22 protein-coding genes, 1 tRNA gene and 3 riboswitches are annotated in these 24,131 nt (G+C 37.7%); of the genes, 1 reads left to right on the top strand and 22 read right to left on the bottom strand.

Annotation, left to right across the window (positions count from 1 at the left end; translation table 11 throughout):
- Positions 1-3 precede the first annotated feature (3 nt).
- The 13 genes from GH741_RS05005 to GH741_RS04945 all read right to left on the bottom strand — a co-directional run bounded on the left by GH741_RS05005 (position 4) and on the right by GH741_RS04945 (position 14,200).
- A complete protein-coding gene (locus GH741_RS05005) occupies positions 4-810 on the bottom strand; it encodes a MetQ/NlpA family ABC transporter substrate-binding protein (protein WP_153735685.1) in 807 nt (268 codons plus the stop codon).
- A gap of 30 nt (positions 811-840) precedes the next feature.
- Entirely contained in the window at positions 841-1,956 is a 1,116-nt protein-coding gene (locus GH741_RS05000; protein ID WP_153735684.1) for an alpha-hydroxy-acid oxidizing protein, read from the bottom strand.
- Positions 1,957-1,975: 19 nt separating this feature from the next.
- Positions 1,976-2,650: a methionine ABC transporter permease gene (locus GH741_RS04995; protein WP_153735683.1), complete on the bottom strand. Its 675-nt coding sequence runs from the start codon at positions 2,648-2,650 to the stop codon at positions 1,976-1,978.
- Positions 2,640-3,674 (bottom strand): methionine ABC transporter ATP-binding protein, encoded by a 1,035-nt coding sequence (locus tag GH741_RS04990; protein WP_153735682.1) that lies wholly within the window; start codon positions 3,672-3,674, stop codon positions 2,640-2,642. Before GH741_RS04990 ends, GH741_RS04995 begins: the two co-directional genes overlap by 11 nt.
- Before the next feature lie 87 nt (positions 3,675-3,761).
- Positions 3,762-4,568, bottom strand: coding sequence for a MetQ/NlpA family ABC transporter substrate-binding protein (locus GH741_RS04985; RefSeq protein ID WP_153735681.1), 807 nt, complete (start codon positions 4,566-4,568; stop codon positions 3,762-3,764).
- Between the two features lie 184 nt (positions 4,569-4,752).
- A riboswitch (SAM riboswitch) is annotated at positions 4,753-4,860 on the bottom strand.
- Positions 4,861-4,878: 18 nt separating this feature from the next.
- Entirely contained in the window at positions 4,879-6,099 is a 1,221-nt protein-coding gene (locus tag GH741_RS04980) for a homoserine dehydrogenase (protein ID WP_153735680.1), read from the bottom strand.
- A 15-nt stretch (positions 6,100-6,114) separates the two neighbouring features.
- Complete coding sequence (gene acsA / locus GH741_RS04975; protein WP_338079247.1) at positions 6,115-7,800, bottom strand: acetate--CoA ligase; 1,686 nt, start codon at positions 7,798-7,800, stop codon at positions 6,115-6,117.
- 34 nt (positions 7,801-7,834) lie between these two features.
- The gene (locus tag GH741_RS04970; RefSeq protein WP_153735679.1) at positions 7,835-8,578 is read right to left on the bottom strand and encodes an ABC transporter ATP-binding protein; all 744 of its coding nucleotides are present in this window, start codon (positions 8,576-8,578) and stop codon (positions 7,835-7,837) included.
- Between the two features lie 16 nt (positions 8,579-8,594).
- A complete protein-coding gene (locus GH741_RS04965; protein ID WP_153735678.1) occupies positions 8,595-9,443 on the bottom strand; it encodes an ABC transporter permease in 849 nt (282 codons plus the stop codon).
- 24 nt (positions 9,444-9,467) lie between these two features.
- Positions 9,468-10,472, bottom strand: a complete 1,005-nt coding sequence (locus GH741_RS04960; protein ID WP_153735677.1) for an aliphatic sulfonate ABC transporter substrate-binding protein — start codon at positions 10,470-10,472, stop codon at positions 9,468-9,470.
- A gap of 36 nt (positions 10,473-10,508) precedes the next feature.
- A complete protein-coding gene (locus tag GH741_RS04955) occupies positions 10,509-12,305 on the bottom strand; it encodes a PLP-dependent aspartate aminotransferase family protein (protein WP_153735676.1) in 1,797 nt (598 codons plus the stop codon).
- A gap of 100 nt (positions 12,306-12,405) precedes the next feature.
- Positions 12,406-12,520: riboswitch (SAM riboswitch) on the bottom strand.
- Between the two features lie 76 nt (positions 12,521-12,596).
- Positions 12,597-13,700 (bottom strand): homoserine O-acetyltransferase MetX, encoded by a 1,104-nt coding sequence (metX, locus tag GH741_RS04950; protein WP_153735675.1) that lies wholly within the window; start codon positions 13,698-13,700, stop codon positions 12,597-12,599.
- A 107-nt stretch (positions 13,701-13,807) separates the two neighbouring features.
- A riboswitch (SAM riboswitch) is annotated at positions 13,808-13,918 on the bottom strand.
- A 209-nt stretch (positions 13,919-14,127) separates the two neighbouring features.
- Positions 14,128-14,200, bottom strand: a tRNA-Arg gene (locus GH741_RS04945).
- A gap of 710 nt (positions 14,201-14,910) precedes the next feature.
- Here GH741_RS04945 and clpP point away from each other — a divergent pair.
- Positions 14,911-15,501 carry an ATP-dependent Clp endopeptidase proteolytic subunit ClpP gene (clpP, locus tag GH741_RS04940; protein ID WP_153735674.1) on the top strand — a complete coding sequence of 197 codons (591 nt, stop codon included), beginning with the start codon at positions 14,911-14,913 and terminating at the stop codon, positions 15,499-15,501.
- A gap of 95 nt (positions 15,502-15,596) precedes the next feature.
- Here clpP and GH741_RS04935 read toward each other — a convergent pair whose 3' ends face one another.
- The 9 genes from GH741_RS04935 to GH741_RS04895 all read right to left on the bottom strand — a co-directional run bounded on the left by GH741_RS04935 (position 15,597) and on the right by GH741_RS04895 (position 23,948).
- Positions 15,597-15,848, bottom strand: a complete 252-nt coding sequence (locus tag GH741_RS04935) for an HPr family phosphocarrier protein (protein ID WP_153735673.1) — start codon at positions 15,846-15,848, stop codon at positions 15,597-15,599.
- 117 nt (positions 15,849-15,965) lie between these two features.
- Complete coding sequence (whiA, locus tag GH741_RS04930) at positions 15,966-16,901, bottom strand: DNA-binding protein WhiA (protein ID WP_153735672.1); 936 nt, start codon at positions 16,899-16,901, stop codon at positions 15,966-15,968.
- 30 nt (positions 16,902-16,931) lie between these two features.
- Positions 16,932-17,885 (bottom strand): gluconeogenesis factor YvcK family protein, encoded by a 954-nt coding sequence (locus tag GH741_RS04925; RefSeq protein ID WP_153735671.1) that lies wholly within the window; start codon positions 17,883-17,885, stop codon positions 16,932-16,934.
- A 2-nt stretch (positions 17,886-17,887) separates the two neighbouring features.
- Entirely contained in the window at positions 17,888-18,772 is an 885-nt protein-coding gene (rapZ, locus tag GH741_RS04920) for an RNase adapter RapZ (RefSeq protein ID WP_153735670.1), read from the bottom strand.
- A gap of 16 nt (positions 18,773-18,788) precedes the next feature.
- Entirely contained in the window at positions 18,789-19,253 is a 465-nt protein-coding gene (locus GH741_RS04915; protein WP_153735669.1) for an 8-oxo-dGTP diphosphatase, read from the bottom strand.
- A gap of 407 nt (positions 19,254-19,660) precedes the next feature.
- Positions 19,661-20,611: a thioredoxin-disulfide reductase gene (trxB, locus tag GH741_RS04910; RefSeq protein ID WP_153735668.1), complete on the bottom strand. Its 951-nt coding sequence runs from the start codon at positions 20,609-20,611 to the stop codon at positions 19,661-19,663.
- A gap of 127 nt (positions 20,612-20,738) precedes the next feature.
- The gene (locus GH741_RS04905; RefSeq protein WP_153735667.1) at positions 20,739-21,740 is read right to left on the bottom strand and encodes a tetratricopeptide repeat protein; all 1,002 of its coding nucleotides are present in this window, start codon (positions 21,738-21,740) and stop codon (positions 20,739-20,741) included.
- 215 nt (positions 21,741-21,955) lie between these two features.
- Entirely contained in the window at positions 21,956-23,617 is a 1,662-nt protein-coding gene (locus GH741_RS04900) for a glycerol-3-phosphate dehydrogenase/oxidase (protein ID WP_153735666.1), read from the bottom strand.
- Positions 23,618-23,750: 133 nt separating this feature from the next.
- Positions 23,751-23,948 (bottom strand): hypothetical protein, encoded by a 198-nt coding sequence (locus GH741_RS04895; RefSeq protein ID WP_153735665.1) that lies wholly within the window; start codon positions 23,946-23,948, stop codon positions 23,751-23,753.
- Positions 23,949-24,131: the final 183 nt, after the last annotated feature.

Genomic DNA, 24,131 nt, shown 5'->3' with positions numbered 1-24,131 from the left:
CTCCTACCAGGTTGGAATGATCGAACCCTTAAATTCGGTTTCAATAAATTCCTTCACTTCATCTGATTGATAGGCATTAACAAATTTAGCTACAACTTCTTCATCTTTATTCTCTGGTCTTGCTGCAATCAAGTTGGCATATGGAGAATCAGATGATTCCATGAATATAGCGTCTTCGGATGGCACAAAACCATGTGATATAGCGTAACTAGTATTAATTGCAGCGGCAGTTAGTTCACTTAATTGTTTTGGTAGCTGAGCTGCATCTAATTCGATAAATTCTAAATTTAACTTATTTTCAGCAATATCTCGTACCGTAGGTTCCTCATCTAAGTCTTCTTTTAATGTAATTAGACCAGCATCTTCGAAGATGAGCATTGCTCTTGAACCATTTGTTGGATCATTAGGCAATCCAATCTTTGCCCCTTCTTCTATTTCATCGATATTTGTTATTTTATCTGAATAGATACTCATCGGATTGATGATGGTTTTCCCAACAGAAACTAAATCTAAGCCTCTGTCTTCCTTAAACTCTTCAAAAAAAGGTGTGTGCTGAAAACTATTTAAATCTAATTCTCCTTCTGCTAACGCCACATTAGGCATTGCAAAATCCGAAAATACCTTTATTTCGATTTCTAGACCATCCTTCAAAGCAACTTCAGCTACTTTTTCAATGATTTGCTCGTGAGGGCCTCCAGTAACACCTACAATTAATTTGTCTTTATTAAGAGCTCCCGCTTCCTCTGAACCACAACCGCTAACAATTAACGTAACCACCAGGACACATATAACTAGTAAAAGTTTTTTCATAATTTTCTCCTTTTTTTATTTTTTAAAATTTCAGTTATTTTCCCATAATAGATCCTGATTGAGTTCAGATATAGCTGAAGCACCTGACAGTGCCATTGTAATCTCAAGATCCTGCATTAAATTATCGATGTTTTGCTCGACACCTTCTTTACCACCTAAAGCAAGACTATATAAATAGGGTCGACCGTAAAGTACAGCATCAGCACCCAAGGCTAATGCTTTAACAATGTCGGATCCTCTTCTAATCCCGCCATCCAGTAAAATAGTTAACTCATCTCCAACAACCTCTTTAATGGAAGGCAGAATGTCCAAAGACGCAACAGCCCCATCAAGCTGCCTGCCTCCATGGTTAGAGACAATAATTCCATTAATTCCGTTTTCTTTTGCCAATAAGGCATCTTTCGGGTGTAAAATCCCCTTCAGGTAAATAGGTAAGTCTGCACATTGTCTTATGTAGGCTATATCTTCCCAACTGATGTTTTGTCGGTAGAAAACCTTAATCATTTCTTCCATAAAATCATCGGGATTTTTTCCTTGAATCTTGCGAATAAATACCGGATCCACTGCATAATTTCCAATACCTTTTCCTAGCTTAAAGGGGGAATAACGATTGTCTCGGTCCCTTTCCCGGTATCCTAACATGTTCGTATCGACCGTTATGACAATTGCTTTATACCCTGCTGAGTGTGCTCGTTGAACTAAACTCTTAGCTAGTTCTAAATCATTTGGAAAATATAACTGGAACCAGTTAATTCCATTCTCATTTGCCTCAGCAATCTCTTCCAAACTATAAGAAGAAACCGTACTTGCGATATAAGGTAGTCCTTTATTACCTGCAGCTTTTGCTACTGCTAATTCTCCATCAGGGTGGGATATACCTTGCATGCCTATCGGTGCAAATAAGACTGGAGCAGCTATTTTTTCTCCTTCAATGATTGTCTCAATATTACGTTTGGACACATCTGTTAAATAACGAGGGATTATTTTCCACTTCTTAAAAGCATGATCATTTGCCTGAAGTGTTTCTTCTTTTCCAGAACCACTTTGAATATAATCAAATACCTTTTTATCTAACTTTTGTTTTGCTTGCTGCTGTAATTCTTCAAAAGATATCGGTAGACTTAACTCCTGCAAAACCTGAACCATTTGAATATCCCTCCTGTTGTTAATCTTTTTTTAGTCTCGCTGCAAGTGCATTACCTAATGATTGAAGTCCTTGAACCAGTACGATTAAAATAAATACAGTTACATACATGACATCAACCTCATATCGTAAGTGCCCATATCTATACGCTAAATCCCCTAAACCACCTGCACCAACTAAACCTGCCATCGCAGTTGCACCAATTAGGCCAATTGTTGCTATTGTTAAACCAAGAACGATAGAGGGTCTTGCTTCCCTTACAAGGACACTCCAGACAATGTGTCTAGTTTTAATCCCCATCGCTTCATAAGCTTCAATAACACCCTTATTAACTTCTAATAAAGCGGACTCCATTAACCTTGCTATATAGGGTGCCGTGTAAACGACTAATGGTACAATTACTCCTTGAACTCCAATGGAGGTGCCTACAATCAATTTAGTAAAAGGTAAGATGAAAAATAGTAAAATGATGAACGGGACCGATCGGATGATATTTATAATGGTGTTCAAAATCTGATAGATATACTTATTTTCTAATGCTTTGGTTGGCCTAGTTAGTACTAGTAAAACCCCTAGTGGGAGTCCAATTGAAATAGAGATGGTAAGTGAGATTCCAACCATTTGAAAGGTTTCTATTACCGATTGCCAAACATCAATTCCCCATTCATCGATAAATTCTTTTATGTTAGCTAGCATTTATATCCACCTCGTTATTGTAACCTTTGACAAGAATTCCCTTCTCCTTCAAATAATTAATGGATAACTCGACTTCTTCATCACTACCTTTTAGATGAACAACTAGACGACCATAAGGTTCACCTTTTAGTTGAGTAATTCTTCCACTTAAAATAGAAGGATACACATCAAACTTCTTACTCACTAGTGCAAGAGCAGGATCACCAGATGCGTCCCCTACGTAGGACATTGTGATGACTTTACCATCCAGCTTTAAGTCCTTAAGAATTGACTCCGGTACTTGTTCATTGAAAAGAGAATGAACAAATCGCTTTGTTGTTTCTGTTTTAGGCTCTGTAAAGATATTGAGAATTGAACCCTGTTCAATTACTTTTCCTTGTTCCATTACGGCAACTTCATGGCAAATTTTTTGTACAACATGCATCTCATGGGTTATTAGTAGGATAGTAATTCCAAAATCATTATTAATTTGCTCCAATAAATTCAAAATTGAATCCGTTGTGTCTGGATCTAATGCACTTGTAGCCTCATCACAAAGCAAAACAGAAGGTTCATGAGCAAGAGCACGCGCAATGGCAACTCGTTGTTTTTGTCCACCCGAGAGTTGGCTGGGATAAGCATGAAGCTTATCCTCAAGTCCAACGACATTGATGTATTTTTTTACTCTTTCTTTAATTTCTTTTTTTGGTATTCCAGTAAGTTTTAAAGGCAAAGCAATATTTTCATAGACGGTTCCAGTCTGAAGCAGATTAAATGATTGAAAAATCATACCAATATTGTTTCGTTTCTGACGTAGTTTCGTTTTAGATAGTGTAGTGAGGTCAACATCATCAATAAAGACCTTACCATCACTTGGTCGTTCTAACAGATTCGCTATCCGAACCAGAGTACTTTTTCCAGCTCCACTGTACCCAATAACCCCAAAAATTGTTCCCTTTTTAACTGTTAAAGACACATCATCGAGAGCTGTAATCGGTTGTTTTTTTGTTCCATACACCTTTGAGATATTTTCAAATGTAATCATATATCCTCCTATAAAGTGAAACCTTCTTCAGCGGAGATTTCCCCGACTGAAGATTAGTTGAGGTGTGGTAATCGGACAAACTCCAACTTACCAACCAGGTATTACTGACCCTTCAAATTCTGTTTCGATAAATTGTTTCACTTCATCTGTTTGATAGTATTCAACTAGCTTTTGAACATCGGCACTATCCTTATTTTCAGTCCTTGAGGCAATTACGTTTACCCAAGGTGAGTCTTTTGGTTCCATGTAAAGGGAATCTTCAGTTGGTACACGGCCACTTTCCATTGCATAATTCGTATTAATTGCTGCGATTGTTACTTCATCTAGTAATCTAGGTATTTGTGAAGCTTCTAATGGCACAAATTCTAAATTCAGAGGATTTTCGTCTATATCTTTTATTGTCGCTTCCACTCCGACACCCTCTTTTAGTGTGATCAGACCCGCTGCTTCGAACAGTACTAATGCTCGAGGCTCTCCAGTAGAGTGATTTGGCAATCCAACCTTACTTCCTTCTTCTAGCTCTGACAAATCTTCTAATTCATTTGAATAGATGCCCATTGGAAAATTAACGGCAGGAGCGATGTTGGCAAGATCAACACCCTTTTCATCGATAAAATTATCTAGAAACGGCTCGTGTTGGTAGATGTTTGCATCCAAATCACCCTCATCTAACGATTGGTTAGGAATAACATAATCTGTAAAAGAAACGACTTCAATTTCAAATCCATCCTCAGCAGCTATTTCCTTTACTTTGTTTAGGATATCTTCGTGCGGACCTGCTGTTACACCCACTTTAATTTGGTTATCAGCTGTCTGACCCGAAGCTTCTTCACTTCCACCACATCCTGCTAAGACAAAAATAATACTAGCAATTAAAAATAATACTTTTTTCATTTTCCATTTCCCCTTTTTAATATAATTAATTATCTATTGAAACCTAGGTAGTTCACTAGGGATCAGTCAATTTAATAATTCATAATACCTGAAAATTTCCCTTCATCTAAATGCTTCAATTCTTATTGATAAAATTAAAAACTCTCCCTGGATAGATACAGAGAGAGTTAATCTTTTGTCCTCTCTCTTATCTTTCAAACCTTTTACAGTTTGCTGGAATTAGCACCTGGCAGTTTTACCTGCTGGTTGCTGGGCATCATCGGGCCAGTCCCTCCACCTCTCTTGATAAGAGTCATTATTCAATTTTTGATTAGACAACCAAGGCCTCTTTACTTTTTGGTTCTACCCCTTCTATCCGATAGCCGGATAGATTCGATGAAGTTTCAATCAATTTTCTGATTTCATGCTCTTCACCTGAAACACGCGAGCTACATATACCATCGATTTCTTTTTGTTGATGGATAATAATTGAATCTGAGTCTAATAGATTTCCAATTAACAGCCATTCCTGAACTTCTTTACCAGTAGTAGTTTCAAATGTCACGTCTGGATGAAGTGTTTTTCTATCACTAACCTGAAATACATTTACTAAATCTTCAATAATAGCACTAGCGGTTGGTAATGCACCTGCACCAGGTCCTTGCAAGCTCAACTTACCTATTAAGTCACCCGTAATGATGACGGCATTATCAACACCTTCTACAGAGTATAACGGATGAGAACTAGGTACAAATTTCGGTTCAATAGCCGCTTTCACAACACCATCTTGATACTCTATTGAAGCCACATGCTTCAATCGATAACCAAAAGAGTCAGCTGCAACGATATGTGTTAGATCAACATCTCTAATACCTCGATGTGCTACTTGATTCCAAGCAGGTTGCGCACCATAGACAAACTCACTTAGTACCATTAACTTATAAAAAGCATCCCATCCATCAATATCGTTACTAGGATTTGCTTCTGCGTACCCTTTTTCCTGTGCTTGTATGAGTGCATCACGGAACAGAGATTTATTTTCTCTAATATCCGATAAAATGTAATTTGACGTGCCATTTAAAATCGCTTCAATCCTAACAATCGAATTGACTTTTAACAAATGTTTTAATGTGCTGATAATTGGGATTCCACCAGCAACCGCAGCTTCATACTCTAATCGAACACCTTGCTCTTCTGCCTTTTGTCTTAATTCACGACCTTTATGGGCAAGAAGCTCTTTATTAGCAGTAATTACGTGGATGCCTTTATCCATTGCCCTAGATAAGTAGTCATACCCTGTATCAACACCAACAATCGCTTCGAGCACCACATCAAGATTTGGTATTTGCAGGATTTGTTCAATGTCAGAGCATACTAGTATGTTTGAATCAATATCCCGTTGTTTCATAACATCCTTAACCAATATACCGACGATTTCCACTCTTTTTCCGAGTATCGATTGAAGGCGACCTTGATGAGTTTCAACTGAATCATATACTCCTTTACCAACAGTACCAAAGCCTAATAATGCTACTTTAATGGTACTACTCATGGCTGCCCCTCCTACTCACACGTGAAGCTTTTCGCTTTTTTCAATTTCCGCTTGTTTTAATTTTCTACGAAGAATTTTTCCACTGATTTTTGTTTTTGGTAGTTCTTTCACTACTTCAATTTCTCTAGGAGCTGCATGAGCTGATAAGTTCTTTCTGACGAAAATTCTTATCTCCTCTAATAATTCTTTTGTTTCAGGGTAATTATTGCCTAGTGTAATAAATGCTTTTACTAATTCGCCTCGAATAGGATCAGGCTTCCCAACCACAGCTGCTTCAACAACAGCAGGGTGCTCAATCAGCTTGCTTTCCACCTCAAAAGGTCCAATTCTTTCTCCAGCCGAATTGATCATATCGTCATCTCGTCCCTGGAAAAACACATATCCCTCTTGGTCCTGCACTGCCAAATCTCCAGATATATACCAACCCTCATATTGGAAATACGAATCGAATTTATCTTTATTACCCCAGATTTCTTTCATTAGTCCTGGCCATGGTGCACGAATCGCCAGTTGGCCAACAGAGCCATGTGGAAGTTCATTTCCTTCTGCGTCCAATATTCCAACTTCAATTCCTGGAAATGGTCTTCCCATTGATCCCGGTTTAATTGGTTCCGTTGGGAGGTTTACAATTAAATGACCACCAGTTTCTGTCATCCACCATGTATCGTGAATTCGGAAACCAAGTTTGTTCCAAGCCCAGTTAATTACTTCAGGATTTAACGGCTCCCCAACACTTAACACATGGCGTATTGAAGAAAGATCATAGGACTTATATAAATCACCTTGAGACATTAACATCCGAAACGCAGTAGGTGCACTGTACCAAGTAGTTACCTTCAAATCCTCAATCAATTGGTACCATTTTTCAGCACTAAAGCGTCCACCTTGAATAACAATGGTAGCCCTGTTTAGCCACGGAGCAAATAAACCATAAACACTGCCCGTTACCCAACCTGGATGCGAGGTACACCAATAAACATCCTCTTCTTTTATATCTAGCACCCATTTACCAGACTGATAATGGTGTGTAACTGCACGATGAGCATGGAGGACACCTTTTGGTTTTCCAGTCGATCCACTTGTGTAATGGATAATTAATCCATCATCTTCGTCTACCCACTCAACCAAATCCTCTTGCCTAGAGCTATCATATGGAGTAGCTTCGATTTCTTCAGTGAACAAAATTGTCTCAAGTGACGGAATATCCTTTTTCGGGACACGCTTAACGAGTTCATTGTCCGTTATTAGGACTGTCCCCTGACAATCATTAATTCGATCCTTGACAGCATCTTCCATGAAAGCTTCAAATAACGGTCCTGCAATTGCTCCAATTTTGATTACAGCCAAGATAGAAATATAGCATTCTGGTGTTTTTGGAAGAAAAATAAAAACGCGATCACCTTTAGTTACACCGTTGTTTAGCAATATTCTGGCATAGTGGTCTGTTTTATCCTTTACTTCTTTAAAAGTTAGTGTACGATGTTCATCATCATTAACGTAATGAAGTGCAATTTTATCACCGTATCCTTCATCCACATGCCGGTCTACTGTTTCATATGCAGCATTTAATTTTCCAGTCTTGTGGAAGCTTAGTTCTTGCGCTGTATCTTCCCAAGTAAACGATGCTTTAGTCTCTTGATAGTTTGCCAGGTTGTATGATCCTGGTACAGGTGAAATAATTTTCGTTTCTAAGTCGGACACGGTAAAGCTCCCCCTTTATAGATGTGATAAACGACTATGATGTATAAGAATGTGCATTGTTCAAATCGAGTCGATCAAGAATTTTTCTTTTATATTCAGCCATTTCCTGGCTTCCTCTTGCACGTGGTCGTTCTTCTTTAATAACAAGTTCCGTGTCAATCACTCCTGGTTGACCACGAAGGACGATTATTCGATCACACAAATATAATGCCTCATCAATATCATGGGTGACCAACACAACAGTAGATTGATAGGTGTTCCAAACATCTAACAGTAAATCTTGTAATTGCATTTTAGTGAATGCATCAAGTGCACTAAATGGTTCGTCTAACAGTAGTATTTCCGGCGACGTTACTAACGCTCTAGCAATTGCTACTCGTTGTGCCATTCCACCAGATAATTGTCTTGGATACAATTGTTCTTTTCCGCTAAGACCAACACTTTCGAGGTATTCCTTAGCACGTTGAACCTTCTCTGCTCTACTTCCTTTTAAGCCGAACGTCACATTATCTAGCACAGGAAGCCAAGGTAGGAGCCTTGGTTCTTGAAAAATAAAACCTGTGGTATCATGTACTTCTTTTTTCGTATTGCCGTTAATAGATATTTCTCCATCGTAGTCATTATCTAAACCTGAGATTGCACGTAGTACTGTACTTTTACCACAACCACTTGTACCCAGTAGTCCAATAATTTCTCCCGGTTCCGCAGTAATTGAAATATTTTTGACAGCCGTTATACCGTTGAAGGTGCGGCTTACATTTTTTAATTCCAAGCTCATTTTTCAAACCTCCATTCTATTTAACTAGTCGATCCTGCCAATGTAAGGAACGAGTTTCAACCTTCTTCAATACCCAATCGGAAAGCTTACCGATGATTGCAAATAGAATAATACTCGCAATGATTGTTTCAGGTTGAGACATATTTTGACCAACTACTAATAGAAATCCTAATCCTTGACTTGCACCCATTAACTCAGCAGCTACAACGAACATCCACCCAAGACCTAAGCCACTTCTCAATCCTACTAAGAACGAAGGCAACGATGCTGGTAAAATAATTCTTCTAACTAATTGAAAAGTACTCAATCCATACATTTTTCCAACTTCAATTAATTTACGATCCACACCTAAAATTCCACTAACAATATTTAAATAGATAGGGAAAAACACCCCTACTGCAATCATAGTAACCTTGGATGGTTCACCAATACCCATCCATAGGATGAATAATGGTACCCAAGCAAGAGATGGTATCGAACGAAATGCTTGAATCATTGGATCAAATAATTGTTCGGCTTTTTTATAAAAACCTACTAGAGAACCAAGGATTACTGCTGCAATCGTACCCAGTACGAAACCAGCAAAGACTCGGTAGGTTGTAATCCCGATATGTCCCCATAAAGTACCATCTTGAGCCATTCCGACAATCGTTTGAAAGATTACTGTTGGTGCGGGAAGTTGATAGGAAGGAAAGAATCCGATTCTACTAAGCAACTCCCACACTGTAATTAAAACAATAGGTAGAATACTGCCCAACATGATTGATTGCAGTCCCTTATATTGCTTTTTCACACGTACTGATTTTTGTTTTACACCTCTTGATGTTACTAGTACTGATGCGAGTTCGCTTTGATTTTTCGCCATCGTTAATTCCCTCCTATCAAAAAATTACTCTCCGATTACTTCTTCTGCAAAGGAAGGATCAATTAAGGCATTTGTAGTTTCTTCAATATCTACATCTGCTTTGATCACTTCTCCTGCTTGTAATACCTTGCCAGCTTCTACGATTGCATTGATGTGTGTCTCACCTGGAACGGGATTTGAAAAATCATTCCGTTCTAATTGTTTCTTAGCTACTTCTACATCAATACCAGCTTCTTCCGCTAGAAGTGCTGCAGCTTCTTCAGGATTCTCAAGGATCCATGTTCTAGCTTTTTCATATAATTCAATTACTTTATTTACATATTCAGGATTATTTTCAGCAAATTCTTCTCTTACGTTAAGAAAGCCATACGTGTTAAAATCTGCGTTACGATAAAATAGTTCGGCTCCAGACTCAAGCTCTAATCGAGCCATATGAGGATCGAGTCCTGCCCACGCATCTACATCACCAGAAACTAGTGCAGAGCCTCCATCAGCATGTTGTAGGTTTATGATTTCTACTTCGTCAGCAGCCACACCTTCAGCAGCTAAAGAACGAAGTAAAAAGATATATGGATCTGTTCCTAATGTTGCAGCAACTTTTTTGCCCTTAAGATCTTCTAACGATGAAATTCCTGAATCAGGGTTAGTCACCATTGCCGTCCATTCCGGCTTAGAGTAAATATAAACGTTTTTAATCGGTGCGCCTGTTGCCTTTGACATTAAAGCAGCAGCACCGGCTGTTGATCCAAAATCAACACTATCACTGTTTAGGAATTCCAAGGCTTTGTTACTACCTTGACTTAATGTCCAAGTAACCTCGATATCCTCTTCAGCAAATAATTCCTCAGCCCAACCAAAGTTCTTCAATACTAAACTGGTTGGTGAATAATAAGCATAGTCTAATCTAATTTCTTCCGGTTTTTCTTCTGAGCTTGCACTTGAAGAACATCCTGTCGCTAACAAAATTACTAAACCTAAAGTTACTAAAACAAATAAACTTCTAATATCAATTAATGGAACACGTTTCATTTTTTCATCCCCCTGGATTTTTCAATTATTTTTTATTTAAATTTCACAAGCATATGTTGAGATGGTGCCCCGAAGTCTCTGAGCTTCCTTATATGTGCAACGGTTGTGAACAACCTGCAGACCAGCTTCTCTAGCAATCTCTGCTGCTTCTGGTGAAACAACACCCTCTTGTAACCAGAAAACTTTTGGTTTTACTTCAACTGCCTCTCGAGCAATTCCGATGGCTGCTTCTGGACTTCTAAAGACTTGAACAACGTCAATCGGGAACGGAATGCTCTTAAGATCCGGATAAGCCTTTTCGCCAAGTATTTCTGTTTCGCGAGGATTCACCGGTATAATCTTGTAACCAAGACGTTGCATTTTTCTTGCTAAACGATAACTTGGTCTGCCTTCTTTACCACTAAGACCTACAACTGCAAGTGTTTTCTGGTGGCTGACTTCCTTACCATCCTCTTCTACTCGTTCAGTTGAAGAGCTTAGCGCCCATTTAATAACACCTTCATCATTAATAACAATTTCATTTCCTTCTTCCGTACCAATCCCTGTTGCTTTTCCTAACGCCTGGTTAAGGTCATTTATGATATCTCGAACCGATTCAATTCCGACAGATAGGCGAACAAGTTCTTCTTTTACTCCAGTTTCTTCTAGCTTTTCTTTGGACAATTGCTGATGTGTTGTAGAAGCTGGATGAATGATTAATGATTTGGCATCTCCAACGTTCGCAACATGTGACCAAAGTGACACATTGTTAATTAGTGCTTTCCCAGCTTCTTTTCCACCCTTAATACCGAAAACAATCATCGAGCCAAAGCCGTTATTTAAGATTTTTTTTGCTAACTCATGTGATGGGTGACTTTCAAGACCAGGATATGTTACCCAATCAACAGCCGGATGATTTTCTAAGTATTCAGCAAGCTCTGCAGCATTCCGGTTATGGCGTTCAACTCTTAGGTGTAGGGTTTCAAGTCCTTGTATTAATTGAAATGCATTGTAAGGACTTAATGCAGCTCCGAAATCTCTAAGTAGTTGAACACGTACTTTAGTAATAAATGCTAATGTTCCAAAATCATTTGCATATCTGATTCCGTTATAGCTAGGATCAGGTTCAGAAAACGTTGGGAATTTTTCTGAATTCCAGTTGAAACGGCCACCATCGATGATTATTCCGCCAATCGATGTACCATGACCTCCGATCCATTTCGTTGCAGAATGAACGACGATATCTGCACCTAGTTGAATTGGCTTACAAACATAAGGAGTTGCAAATGTATTATCGATAATTAAAGGAATTCCTGCTTCGTGCGCAATGTTAGCAACTGCCTCAACGTCTAGTACCTGTAGTCCAGGATTACCAATTATTTCACCGAAGACTGCCTTTGTTTTATCGTTTATGGCTTCTTTAAAATTATCTGGGTTTGTCGGATCGACAAATTTTACATTAATTCCGTATCTTGGCAGTGTCACTGCGAAAAGATTGTACGTACCACCGTAAAGGTTTGTGCCAGCTACGATTTCGTCACCCGCACTAGCAACGTTTAATATTGATAGGGTGATAGCTGACATCCCTGAAGATGTTGCAACTGATGCTACTCCGTCCTCAAGCAGTGCCATTCTCTTTTCGAATACATCGACGGTTGGATTACCTATTCGCGAATATATATTACCCGGTTCATCTAAAGAGAAAAGACGCTCTGCATGCTCTGTATCATGAAAAACATAAGAAGTAGTTTGATAGATTGGCACCGCTCTTGAACCTGTTGTTGGATCTGGCGCTTGCCCTCCGTGTAAAGATAGTGTTTCAAGATCGTAAGTCGTATTTTTTGATGCTGCCATGTTAATTTCCCCCTAATTAGAATTCATTTTATATTTTTGAAAATTTTTGATGGTACAAAAAAACCCACTTCATAAGAAGAGGGTTTTGTTAATAATCCTCCTCTTATCTGACAGGAAGAAATACTTCCTGCAGGAATTAGCACCTTTTTAAGTTATAAAAACTTAAAGGTTGCCGGGCGTCATCGGGCCAGTCCCTACGCCTCTCTGGATAAGAGATCCAAATATATTTAATTTATTTTAAATTCACAAGTTTCAGAATACTATGTTCATTATGATTTGTCAAAACTTATTTTAGTATTGATAGCTTTTTATTTTTCTAAGATTTTCTTGGAGGATGTTTCCCCATTTTTCAAATTCAACTAAGAACCCATCATGCCCAAATCTAGTTTCAACTTGTTCGAAGCTAGCTGTCTTTCCAATCTTTTGAGCGTGATTAACAAATTTGTTTAGCTCGTTAGGTGGAAATAGTAAGTCTCCACTATATGATATTGCATGTAGAGGAGCCTGAATTAACTCGGCAGCTTTTTCCCAACCTCCACGTTCTCTACCAATGTCGTGTGTATCCATCGCTTTAAGTAAATATAAATAGCTATTAGCATCAAAACGCTTTGTTAACTTTTTACCTTGGTAATCAAGATAAGATTCAACCTCATAGGCAATTTCTTCATGGGCTACGCCAGCTGGAGCTTTTTGTTCCCTACCAAATCGGTCGTTAAACAAATCACCTGAACGATAAGTAATCATTCCAACCATCCTAGCTAAGCTTAATCCATGTTCAGGTATCGCATCCTGCGAATAGTTGCCATTGTTCCATTTAGGATCTTGAAGGATAGCAAGTCGTGCAATATTGTTAAATGCTATTGCATAATCGATAAGGTATGGTGTTACTGCAATTGGGAATAACATATCCATCATTTTGGGATATAGAATCCCCCATTCTAATACTTGCATTCCACCAAGTGACCCACCTGCGACAGCGTGTAAATGATCGATGTTAAATTTTTGTAATCCTTGATATTGAGCTTTCACCATGTCACGTACTGTTATGAATGGGAAATCGGTTTGATACGTGGTCCCTGTATTAGGATTGATGCTCAATGGGCCTGTTGACCCATTACACCCGCCTATTACATTAAAAGAAATTATTTGATAGTTATCTGTGTTAATGTAACCATCCGATTTAATTAAGTTTGACCAGTATCCAGGATTATCATCATCACCAACTGCATATTGACTTCCAGTTAATGCATGACAGATAAGAATAGCAGGATCATCGATTGAACCTATTCGTTCATATGCTAATTCGGTATCATAAAGGATCTTTCCTGATTCTAATTGAAGATCACCTATGTTAATTGTTCCAGTTTCTCGTAATGAGGCAACTTGCACCTTCATAGGAAGCACTACCACCTTTCAAAAGAGGACACTCGCAAGCGAGAAGTTTATTAATGAAATTAAAAAGCCTCTCTAAAAGAAGAGAGGCTCATATCAGCTATGTTCTCTTCTTATCTTGCGAGCATTACGCTCAGCAGGAATTGGCACCTTTTTAAGTACGAATACTTAATGGTTGCCGGGTTTCATCGGGCCAGTCCCTCCACCTCTCTGGATAAGAAATATTTAATTGAAATTCATCGTTTTTGGTCGTTTATTAATAATAAGAATTCTAGCATGGTAAAATTACACTGTCAATACAATTTATTATAAAAAGTTTAAAATATGTATCTAACTAGTTTTCATTCATAACTGTCCGTAACCTTTAAATGTAAAAAAGACAAGGGTGCTATAATAGCTGAAATCGATGTCTTTTCTGCGTTTATATAAGCGCGCCCGGAGGGATTTGAACCCCCGACCCTTGGTACCGGAAACCAATGCTCTATCCCCTGAGCTACGAGCGCATAAGATAAATAAATTTTGCGATCCCTTGACCAAGTCAAAATAGGGACAAGGATTATTATAACCCATCAACAGAACAAATTCAATTGTTATCTGAACCTGATAGAACATTGTATGAAACAATTAATTCAATTAATGGTCTGTTGTTGTTTTGTTATTCTTAATCTTAAGTTGATATATTTCATGAGATAAACATTTCTTGGAGTTTTCCTCACTTGAACAGAAAGCTATTCTAAGCAGCGGAAAAATGCGACACTCCTATGGGAAAGGAACAGTCTGAAGACCCCACAGTGAGCGCTTTTTGCTCACGAGGAGGCTGAGGCGTTCCCCATGGAAAGGGAGTGTTTTTCCGCAGCGATGAATGATCACTCATCCCGGAAAGGATGGTAAGAATCAACGATAGTTACATCGCAATTTACAGATTTTATGAATAAAATAATTCGACTGTCCAAGAAGGGTTTATTTAAATCAAAATAGGGAAGGATGAAGTTAGCGCTAAAACGTCAAGTGAATGCTTGGTAGAAACCCAGAAATGACTCCCGAATAATTGATTGATTACATACAAATTTCAAGGGTAATTCTACATCATTTTAATTTATTTAAAATTAAAATGTCTTTCGTTTGACCTTTATTGACCATTTAGTTAAGATTAACATAGTTAGTCATCAGAAAAACGATGAAATAACTAAGATATAAAGGAGGAAAATATCCAATGAACTTAATACCTACAGTTATTGAACAAACAAACCGCGGAGAACGTGCATATGATATTTATTCAAGACTTTTAAAAGACCGTATAATTATGTTAGGTAGTGGAATTGACGATAACGTTTCGAACACAATCGTTGCTCAATTACTATTTCTAGCAGCAGAAGATCCAGATAAAGATATCTCTTTATACATTAACTCACCAGGTGGTTCTATCACAGCTGGTATGGCTATTTATGATACGATGCAATTCATTAAGCCGAATGTTTCTACTATTTGTATCGGGATGGCTGCATCAATGGGTGCATTCCTTCTTGCTGCAGGTGAGCCTGGTAAACGTTATGCTCTACCAAACAGTGAAGTAATGATTCACCAACCACTTGGCGGAACACAAGGTCAAGCAACAGATATTCAAATTCATGCAAAACGTATTATCGAGATGCGTAGCAAGTTAAATAAAATTCTTTCTGAGCGCACTGGTCAGCCAATTGAAGTTATTGAACGCGATACAGAGCGTGACAACTTTATGGAAGCTTACAAAGCGAAGGAATATGGTTTAATTGACAAAGTTATGGAGAAAAAGGCAGCAGAATAAAGTTAAAAAAAGTGGTCATTCCTTATCTGGAATGGTCACTTTTTTTACTAACTAAATTTAAAGTTAATTGGTATGATATATAGGGCAATTATTATCTATTTTGAGACGAACGCTACAAGTTCATCAACTGCAAGTTGGTCATCTGATCCATCAGCTATTAATTTTATCTGGTCTCCAGTAGTAATAGCTAAACTCATCAATCCCATAATGCTTTTTGCGTTTACACGTTTATCCCCTTTTTCGATAAACAAGTCCGACGAGTAACGATTAGCTTTCTGCACAAACTCAGCAGCTGGTCTTGCTTGTAGGCCAGTAATTAATTCAACAACAAAAGATTTCTCAACCAATGGACAATTCTCCTCTCAATCACTCATGAAGAAAGCGCTATCATTTTGTACAGAAAAAATGACCCTCTTCCAGAGAGTTTTATTAATTATAACATGGTGGGAAGAAAAAGGGAAAAACTAATTCCCTCTTCTTAATTTTTCTGCAAAATCATCAATTTTATGAAGTCTATGGTTAATACCTGATTTGCTAATCTTACCATTAGAAACTAGTTCACCTAATTCCTTTAATGAGACATCTTGGTGCTCAACACGTAAAACTGCTATCTCTCTTAGTTTATCAGGTAGAGAGTCCAGCCCCACGGTTCTATCAATAAAACGAATATTTTCAACCTGTCTAAATGCAGCACCAATTGTTTTATTTAAATTAGCTGTTTCACAATTGACTAGACGATTAACTGAATTTCTCATATCCCTAACGATTCGAACATCCTCAAATTTAAATAGTGCTTGGTGTGCACCAATATTGCTTAAGAACTCAGTAATCTTCTCCGCTTCCTTAATGTATGAAATAAACCCTTTTTTCCTTTCTAAAATTCTTGCATGTAAGTTAAAAGAATTCATTAATTTACAAAGAGAATCATTATGCTCCTGGTAGGAGTTAAATATTTCTAGATGATAGGAGGATGTTTCAGGGTTATTCACTGAGCCCCCAGCTAAAAACGCACCCCTTAAATAAGCTCTTTTACAGCATTTCTTTTTTGTATATTTTTCTGAGATTGTTCGTATAAAATTGAATGGTTCCTGTAATATTTGTAAGTCAGAGAGAAATTTCCGCACGTTTGCCGTTAACCTGACAATATAGACATTATTCTTTTTTAATTTCATTTTCTTCCGAACAAGTAATTCCACAGGATAATTATAAAGGGATTTTATCAGCGTATATATTCGTCGTGCTATCGCAGCATTTTCCGTCTGTACATCAAGCACATAATCCTGTCTAGCCAAAGAAAGAGCACCGTTCATTCGAATTAACGCAGCCAATTCCGCTTGTGCACAGCATGTATTATTTTCTACTTTAGTTAATTCTTTTTTTATTTCAGAAGCAAAAGACAACTTTCCCACCTCCCTGTGAAAACATAGTTGTTATAATAATGAGTATAATAGTCTAGCTACTTTAGATGTATCGTGACGCAGCATCTGTCTATCATGGTCAATAATATCAGCTTCAATGATCTCCAAGTCCATATTTATAAGGCGATCCGTATCGTATATAACTGGCTCAGCATTCTCTTCTGCATAGACAGCTCTAACATCACCCAAGATGGGCTTATTGTGCACGATGATTGAATGGATACATCCTTTTCCTATATGATCAGTAATTGCTTGTACATGGTCAGCTGCAGAGTATCCATTTGTTTCCCCACCCTGAGTCATCACATTACAAACATAGACAACTTTACCTTTTGTATGCTGGAGCGCATCCCCAATTTGAGGAACAATTAAATTTGGCAATGTACTAGTATAGAGGCTTCCAGGAGCAATAACAACGAGATCTGCTTGTTCAATAGCCTGGACTGCTTCTGGTAAAGGGAGTACTGGCTCTGGTTTTAGAAATACCCGTTTAATTTTCTTATTTGCTAATGGTATATTCGATTCACCGGTAATAATCTCCCCATCCGTCATTTCGGCATGGAGAAACATGTTCTCGTTGGCTATCGGATATATTTTTCCTTTAACATTTAATACACGAGATATTTCTTTTATACCGTTGTAAAAATCACCAGTAACGGAAGTCATTGCTGCTAACAATAAATTCCCCATTGAATGTCCAGATAATCCATTACCATTCTTGAATCGATGCTGAAAAAGATCCATTAGCATCGGCTCTACATCTGATAATGCTACAATAACGTTTCTAATATCTCCTGGAGCTGGCATAGACATTTCTGTGCGCAGCCTGCCTGAGCTTCCACCATCGTCTGCAACCGTTACAATAGCTGACAAATCGATTGGATAGTTTTTTAGTCCTCTTAGTAGAACGGGCATTCCAGTTCCTCCACCTAATACAACGACATGAGGATTCTTTTCACCAATCATGGTTAATGTCCTTTTCTTTTCTCTATGTCACGATGGCTTACATGTGTAACATAGTCTTTAGAGAACTGCTTTGCCAAATGCTCTGCAATCGCAACAGACCGATGCTGTCCACCAGTACAACCAATAGCAATTACTAATTGACTTTTGCCTTCCTTTTTATACTGAGGCAGCATAAACCTTAACAAGTCGGTGACCTTTTCTAGGAAGGTTTGTGTATCCGACCATTTAAAAACATAAGAAGAGACTTCAGAACTAAGACCAGTCAATGGTTGCATGTGCTCAACATAATGAGGATTCGGTAGGAAACGGACGTCAAAAACTAAATCTGCATCAATTGGTAATCCATATTTAAATCCAAACGATAATGTGTGAACGGAAAAGATTTCTTGATCCTGTTCTCCATACTTACTAACAATTTTTTCACGTAAATCTTTTGGCTTTAAATCAGTCGTGTCAATAATATATTGCGCTCGTCCTCGGAGCTCGTCTAAAATTCTTCGTTCTTGTTTTATCCCATCTAAAGGTAGACCATCAGACGCAAGGGGGTGAGATCTCCTAGTTTCTTTATAACGCGAAACAAGTGATTGATCCTTTGCATCAAGAAACAATATGTGCTCTTCTATCCAATCTTGTTTACCCAATTTGTCTAATGAATCGAATAATGAATCGAAAAATTCTCTACCACGCAAATCCATCACAAGTGCGACTTTTTGAATGTTATTTGTTGCGTCCTTCATCAAGTCTAGAAACTTAGGTAATAGAGTTGGCGGCAGGTTATCAACACAGTAATATCCTAAATCCTCAAAGCTTTGAACTGCTACTGTCTTCCCAGCACCAGACATACCTGTTATGATTACTAGTTTTGTTTCCTGTTCTTTAATACTCAATTACTTTCTCCCCTTTTTATGGACTTGATGGATCGAAATTAAAATTGATTAACTGATAATCTGGTGTATAGGAGAAAGTCCCATAAACCATTTCATTGCTTGTAAGTATATGATTATAAATATAGCGGTCACCAGCAGCCATCGGCTTATTCAAAACTTCTTCAACAGGCACCCATTCTAAAGATCCTTCATCACTTTTTTCTAACATCTCGCCTTCAAATGATTCACACCAGAAAGTAAACATCATCCATTCATCAACTGTTTCCTTATTCTCTCTCACGAGAAAGGTAAATGCCCCCTTTAGTTCAGGGTCAGTGAGATAAAGGCCTGTTTCCTCTCTATATTCACGAACAACAGAATCCTTAATAGACTCACCGTGTTCCATCTTCCCACCAGGCATAGCATACCAGCCGCGCCTTGGCTTTTGTAACATAAGTATATGATTGTTTTTTTTAACTATACAATTTGTAACAGGGCGCATCTAAATCAACTCTTTCTATATAAGCGCTATAAAATATTAGGATTGATACTAATGCATATAACCTTTTATGAAGAACAGTCTCTCCACTCCCCTTATTATACAATGAATATTTACCATCCTACAATATTATGAACTAATTCCCGCTTTTGAAAAGTTTCTGATTATTTTTTTTTATTAGAAATGATTTAATGTACAATCCCCATTAAAGGGATATCCTAATAAGCTGGACTTAGGAACAATCAGCAAACACAAAAAAAATAACACAGGCGGTAAAACACCTGTGTCGTAAAATATATCTATTAAAAGGGGGTCAATTAGTTAATACCATTGTAACCTACAAATGTTTCGTGCGTGTTACAACAGCGTTAAATTGAATTTACGTTCAAGTTTCTTTTTATTACATTGTTCTATTTAACGGCATTCAATTCATCCACTAAATGCTCTACATACGCTTGAGCAGATTGCGCTGCAATACTACCATCCCCTGTTGCAGTAACAATCTGACGAAGTTCTTTATCACGAATGTCACCTGCAGCAAATACACCTGGTACATTTGTTTGCATTTTTTCATTTGTTGGAATATATCCTTCTTCATTTGTAACCCCTAAAGATTTAAATGGTTCGCTTAACGGGATCATACCAACATAGACGAATACACCGTCAGTATCACGATTATATTCTTCACCATTTTTATTATTAACTAATGTTACACTACCAACTTTTCCATCTTTGCCATTAATTGATTTTATTTGAGTATCCCAAATGAAATCAACCTTTTCATGATCAAAGGCACGTTGTTGTAAAATCTTCTGTGCTCTCAGTTCATCACGACGGTGGACAATGGTTACTTTTTTGGCGAAGCGAGTTAAATAAACACCCTCTTCAACCGCAGAATCACCACCACCGATAACAATTAGATCTTTTTCTTTAAAAAAGGCACCATCACAGACAGCACAGTAAGAAACACCGCGGCCGCTCAATTCCTGCTCACCAGGAACTCCAACTTTTCTATATTGTGCACCTGTAGTAATAATAATTGAACGAGTTTTGTACTCTTTTTTACCGGCGATAACTGTTTTATATTCTTTTCCATCTATAATTTCTTTAATATCGCCATAAGCATATTCCGCACCAAACTTCTTTGAATGGTCAAACATTTTATTAGAAAGATCCGGTCCAAGAATATGATCGTATCCAGGATAATTCTCTACATCCTCAGTGTTTGCCATTTGTCCACCTGGAATTCCACGTTCAAGCATTAGCGTATCTAAAGCTGCACGAGACGTATAAACAGCAGCAGTCATTCCTGCCGGTCCTGCACCTGCAATTATAACATCATAAATTCGTTCTTCGGACATAACATTCAGCCCCTCCACTAGTACAAATATTTATTTTCTTCAACATTATCATATGAAACAGGCTTTAGGTCTAATATTCTGCTCATTGATTTACTATTATTAGCATATTATGTTGAAAAAGATAATGTTACCAAGGACTCGCTTCTTTAGTTAAGAAAGGGTATTTTTTGCATCCTTCCTCCCAAAGGGATAACGCTTTAGTTGAAGCGCCAACCTGATACAAACAAGCACTATACCATTTAAAATAGGACGCATGACCTTTTAAGTGACCTTTAGATAAAAGCTTGAAACGATCATACGCACATTTATAGTGACCAGTACGCGCTAATGTATTGGCTATTCTTAATTTTTGTTGTTCATGGATAGGATAAACATTTTTGATAGAGACTATGTGTTGATTACTTTTATTTAAATCATTACGCTCATAATAAAACACAGCTAAATTTGTATGGCAGAATAAAGATTGTGGGTTATCTTCTAGCCACTGTGTTTCTAAACGGATTGCTTCATCTTGATTTCCACTAAAGAATAAAGCGAAGCTATATTCATGTTTTGCAGAAACATGTTCAGGAAATACAGACATCATTTCCTCTAACAATGTTAACGCTTGCTCCCATTCCTGACGTTCTAAATGATGAAAGGCAGTTTCTTGATAAATTAAAAGTTCATCTTCCTCTTCAAATGCCCATTCGTCATCATCATCGTCACCAATGTCAATAACAGATAATAAGTCTTCCGCTTCTTCTCTAAAATCACCATCTGGTGCTTTATCTAAATATGATTCAGTGTACTTTTTCGCATCCTGAAGCAACCCTAGATGTGCATAATTGTTTGCTATTAGATAATAACAATCTATATAACTATCCCCGTTAACGGATAGAACTTCGGTTAATATTTGATTAGCAGCGTGAAAAGCACCAATCTCTGTATAGATGATTGACATTTGACAATGATATAAGGCTTCCTCAGGCGTAGCTTCTACAGCTTTTTTTAACCATTTTATCGCTATATCAAACTTTCGTTTCTGAAAAGCCTCAACACCTTTAGTAAAATAAAAATCTCCTTCAGGTATGAAAGGGATGACTTTTTCTATTTTATTATCACTCTTAATATCCTCTAAAGTTTGCATTAAGTCTCCCCCTTTATGTTGAAGTTCAAAAAGGAGTAAAATGCTTTTTGAACAATAGTATAAATGCTTATATCGTTTGAAGTATATCATATTTCCTGTCAATATAATATAGCGAACCAAACACCAAAGTCGCTCATTTAGTTGCATTTAGAAGGAATATAGTTAATTTAAAGTACAAAAAAAATCTCAACCCTACTCATGGTTGAGATTTTTACTTATTCCTCTGGATAAACTGAACTATGAATTAAATAATTCAGTTCTCTAATATAGTAATGCTTTTGTTCCTTACTCCAGTGGAATATTTTTTCCATATAGTCAATCACGACATCTTTGTGTTGTTTCACCCAATCAATATCAAAATAAAGGGCTCCCGTACGTCTCACAAAAAAATCAACCGGTTTAACTATACATTCTTCGTCAATAGCGTACCTCAGTTGAGCAAAAACGATAGGATCAATAGTTGCTTCCATTGCTTCGTTTTCCATATCGTTTATAATTTCAAAGATTTTATCTACATTCGCACCATAGCGTTGAATCAACATTTCAGCATCTGCTAAATCTAGGTCAAGTTCCTCTGAAACTGCTAGTTTTTCTGCTTTGAAATCAACAAAACCAAGTGACCCACCTACTTCGCCACCAGAAATCGGAAGTGACTTTGTTTCAGAACTTGAGTACAAGATTCCTATTTCTTCCTTTAATTGATTAACTACGAGGTTGACTACTTCTTCAGCCATTTTACGGTAGCCTGTTAACTTACCTCCCGCCATTGAGATTAAACCAGAAGTCGATACAAAAATCTCGTCCTTTCGAGATATTTCACCAAGATCCTTCCCTTTTTCCTCAATTAAAGGCCTTAAACCTGCCCAACTAGATTCAACATCTGTTACCTCAATGTTAAGGGTAGGAAACATAAAATTGATGGCATCAATAATGTAATCGCGATCCGCTTTCGTCATCATTGGATCTTCGATATCACCCTGATAGCTTGTATCGGTAGTACCTACATATGTCTTTCCTGCTCGAGGTATTGCGAAAATCATCCTTCCGTCTTGATTGTCGTAATAAACAGCTTGTTGTAAAGGAAATCTTGTTCCATCAAACACTAGATGAACACCTTTAGTTAGATACAATGCCTTGCCTTCCTGAGGAGCATCTAAACCTATCAGACCATCTACCCATGGCCCGGTAGCATTGATCACTTTTTTTGCATAAACCTGCATTTCCCTGCCTGATATTTGATCCTCTACTACAGCACCGATAACCCTATTTGATTGATCATAAATAAATTCAATCACCTTTGTGTAGTTAATTGCACTGACCCCATACTGATAAGCCTTCTTGAGAACTTCTATTGTTAAACGAGCGTCGTCCGTCTTATATTCGACATAATACCCTGCACCTTTTAATTGTTCTTTCTTAAGGAGAGGTTCCATTTTTAAAACTTCGTCGGCCTTTAGCATAGTTCGTCGTTCCTTTTTCCGAACCTTTGCCAAATAATCGTATGCCCTTAATCCTACTTTTGCTGCCCATGGTCCAATGTTGCCATTTTTATAAAACGGTAACAGCATCCATTCTGGTGTGGTGACATGTGGACCATTTTCATAAACAACTGTTCGTTCCCTTCCGATTTCTGCAACCATAGCAACCTCAAATCGCTGTAAATAACGAAGTCCTCCGTGGATTAATTTAGTGGATCTACTAGAAGTTCCCGCTGCGAAATCCTGCATTTCGACAAGACCTGTTTTTAAGCCTCTAGTCGATGCATCAAGGGCTATACCTGCACCTGTAATACCACCACCAACTACTAACACATCCAAGGGCTCGTCTGTTAACGAATCATAAATATCTTCTCTATATAAATTAGAAAACTTAGCCATCTTGTTCACACTCCTATCACACTTACGTTCATTAAATATTGCATATTCTTATGGGGTTATGTTTCCTGAAACTGGCAATGCCTATACTTTCTTATTGTATAAAAACAGAAGCCTTTTATCCCATGATTTTATTTCATTTTTTTAAAAGGATCTTTTCGTAAATTTTGTTGCTTTTTATTCTTCGCACTTGATGGAAAATACGACTTTGCGCAGCTATTAGCTGATTTGCGCTCCGGGCAGTCGCTTTCCGCGGGCAACGCCTCAACTTCCTCGGAAGAATACCACTTCCTGTGGGATTTTCAGCTGTTGGGACTGCGATTACTCGTCCCATCGAAAACCTTTGCTTTTCCCGTAGGAGTCGACTGCCCTCCGCTCCAATCACAATCTAATGTGTAGTATAGTTCAAGCAGCTAAGAATAGCTTTCTGTTCTATTAAAAAATATCATAGAAAATAGATCCACGGGTTTTGTTCTTCGATAATCAGAACGCTATTACTACCAGTGTAGGCAGAATA

This window comes from Aquibacillus halophilus (assembly GCF_009649745.1).
In the GTDB taxonomy this organism is placed as follows: Bacteria; Bacillota; Bacilli; order Bacillales; family Amphibacillaceae; genus Aquibacillus; species Aquibacillus halophilus.
Note: the sequence above shows the minus strand (reverse complement) of the source record. Positions and strands in the feature narration are given on the sequence as shown.

Bases quoted from the DNA above. Each gene is read 5' to 3' on its own strand.
- GH741_RS05005 (WP_153735685.1), bottom strand. From the start codon at position 810: ATGAAAAAACTTTTACTAGTTATATGTGTCCTGGTGGTTACGTTAATT.
- GH741_RS05000 (WP_153735684.1), bottom strand. From the start codon at position 1,956: ATGGTTCAGGTTTTGCAGGAGTTAAGTCTACCGATATCTTTTGAAGAA.
- GH741_RS04995 (WP_153735683.1), bottom strand. From the start codon at position 2,650: ATGCTAGCTAACATAAAAGAATTTATCGATGAATGGGGAATTGATGTT.
- GH741_RS04990 (WP_153735682.1), bottom strand. From the start codon at position 3,674: ATGATTACATTTGAAAATATCTCAAAGGTGTATGGAACAAAAAAACAA.
- GH741_RS04985 (WP_153735681.1), bottom strand. From the start codon at position 4,568: ATGAAAAAAGTATTATTTTTAATTGCTAGTATTATTTTTGTCTTAGCA.
- GH741_RS04980 (WP_153735680.1), bottom strand. From the start codon at position 6,099: ATGAGTAGTACCATTAAAGTAGCATTATTAGGCTTTGGTACTGTTGGT.
- GH741_RS04970 (WP_153735679.1), bottom strand. From the start codon at position 8,578: ATGAGCTTGGAATTAAAAAATGTAAGCCGCACCTTCAACGGTATAACG.
- GH741_RS04965 (WP_153735678.1), bottom strand. From the start codon at position 9,443: ATGGCGAAAAATCAAAGCGAACTCGCATCAGTACTAGTAACATCAAGA.
- GH741_RS04960 (WP_153735677.1), bottom strand. From the start codon at position 10,472: ATGAAACGTGTTCCATTAATTGATATTAGAAGTTTATTTGTTTTAGTA.
- GH741_RS04955 (WP_153735676.1), bottom strand. From the start codon at position 12,305: ATGGCAGCATCAAAAAATACGACTTACGATCTTGAAACACTATCTTTA.
- metX (WP_153735675.1), bottom strand. From the start codon at position 13,700: ATGAAGGTGCAAGTTGCCTCATTACGAGAAACTGGAACAATTAACATA.
- clpP (WP_153735674.1), top strand. From the start codon at position 14,911: ATGAACTTAATACCTACAGTTATTGAACAAACAAACCGCGGAGAACGT.
- GH741_RS04925 (WP_153735671.1), bottom strand. From the start codon at position 17,885: ATGATTGGTGAAAAGAATCCTCATGTCGTTGTATTAGGTGGAGGAACT.
- GH741_RS04915 (WP_153735669.1), bottom strand. From the start codon at position 19,253: ATGCGCCCTGTTACAAATTGTATAGTTAAAAAAAACAATCATATACTT.
- trxB (WP_153735668.1), bottom strand. From the start codon at position 20,611: ATGTCCGAAGAACGAATTTATGATGTTATAATTGCAGGTGCAGGACCG.
- GH741_RS04905 (WP_153735667.1), bottom strand. From the start codon at position 21,740: ATGCAAACTTTAGAGGATATTAAGAGTGATAATAAAATAGAAAAAGTC.
- GH741_RS04900 (WP_153735666.1), bottom strand. From the start codon at position 23,617: ATGGCTAAGTTTTCTAATTTATATAGAGAAGATATTTATGATTCGTTA.
- GH741_RS04895 (WP_153735665.1), bottom strand. From the start codon at position 23,948: ATGGGACGAGTAATCGCAGTCCCAACAGCTGAAAATCCCACAGGAAGT.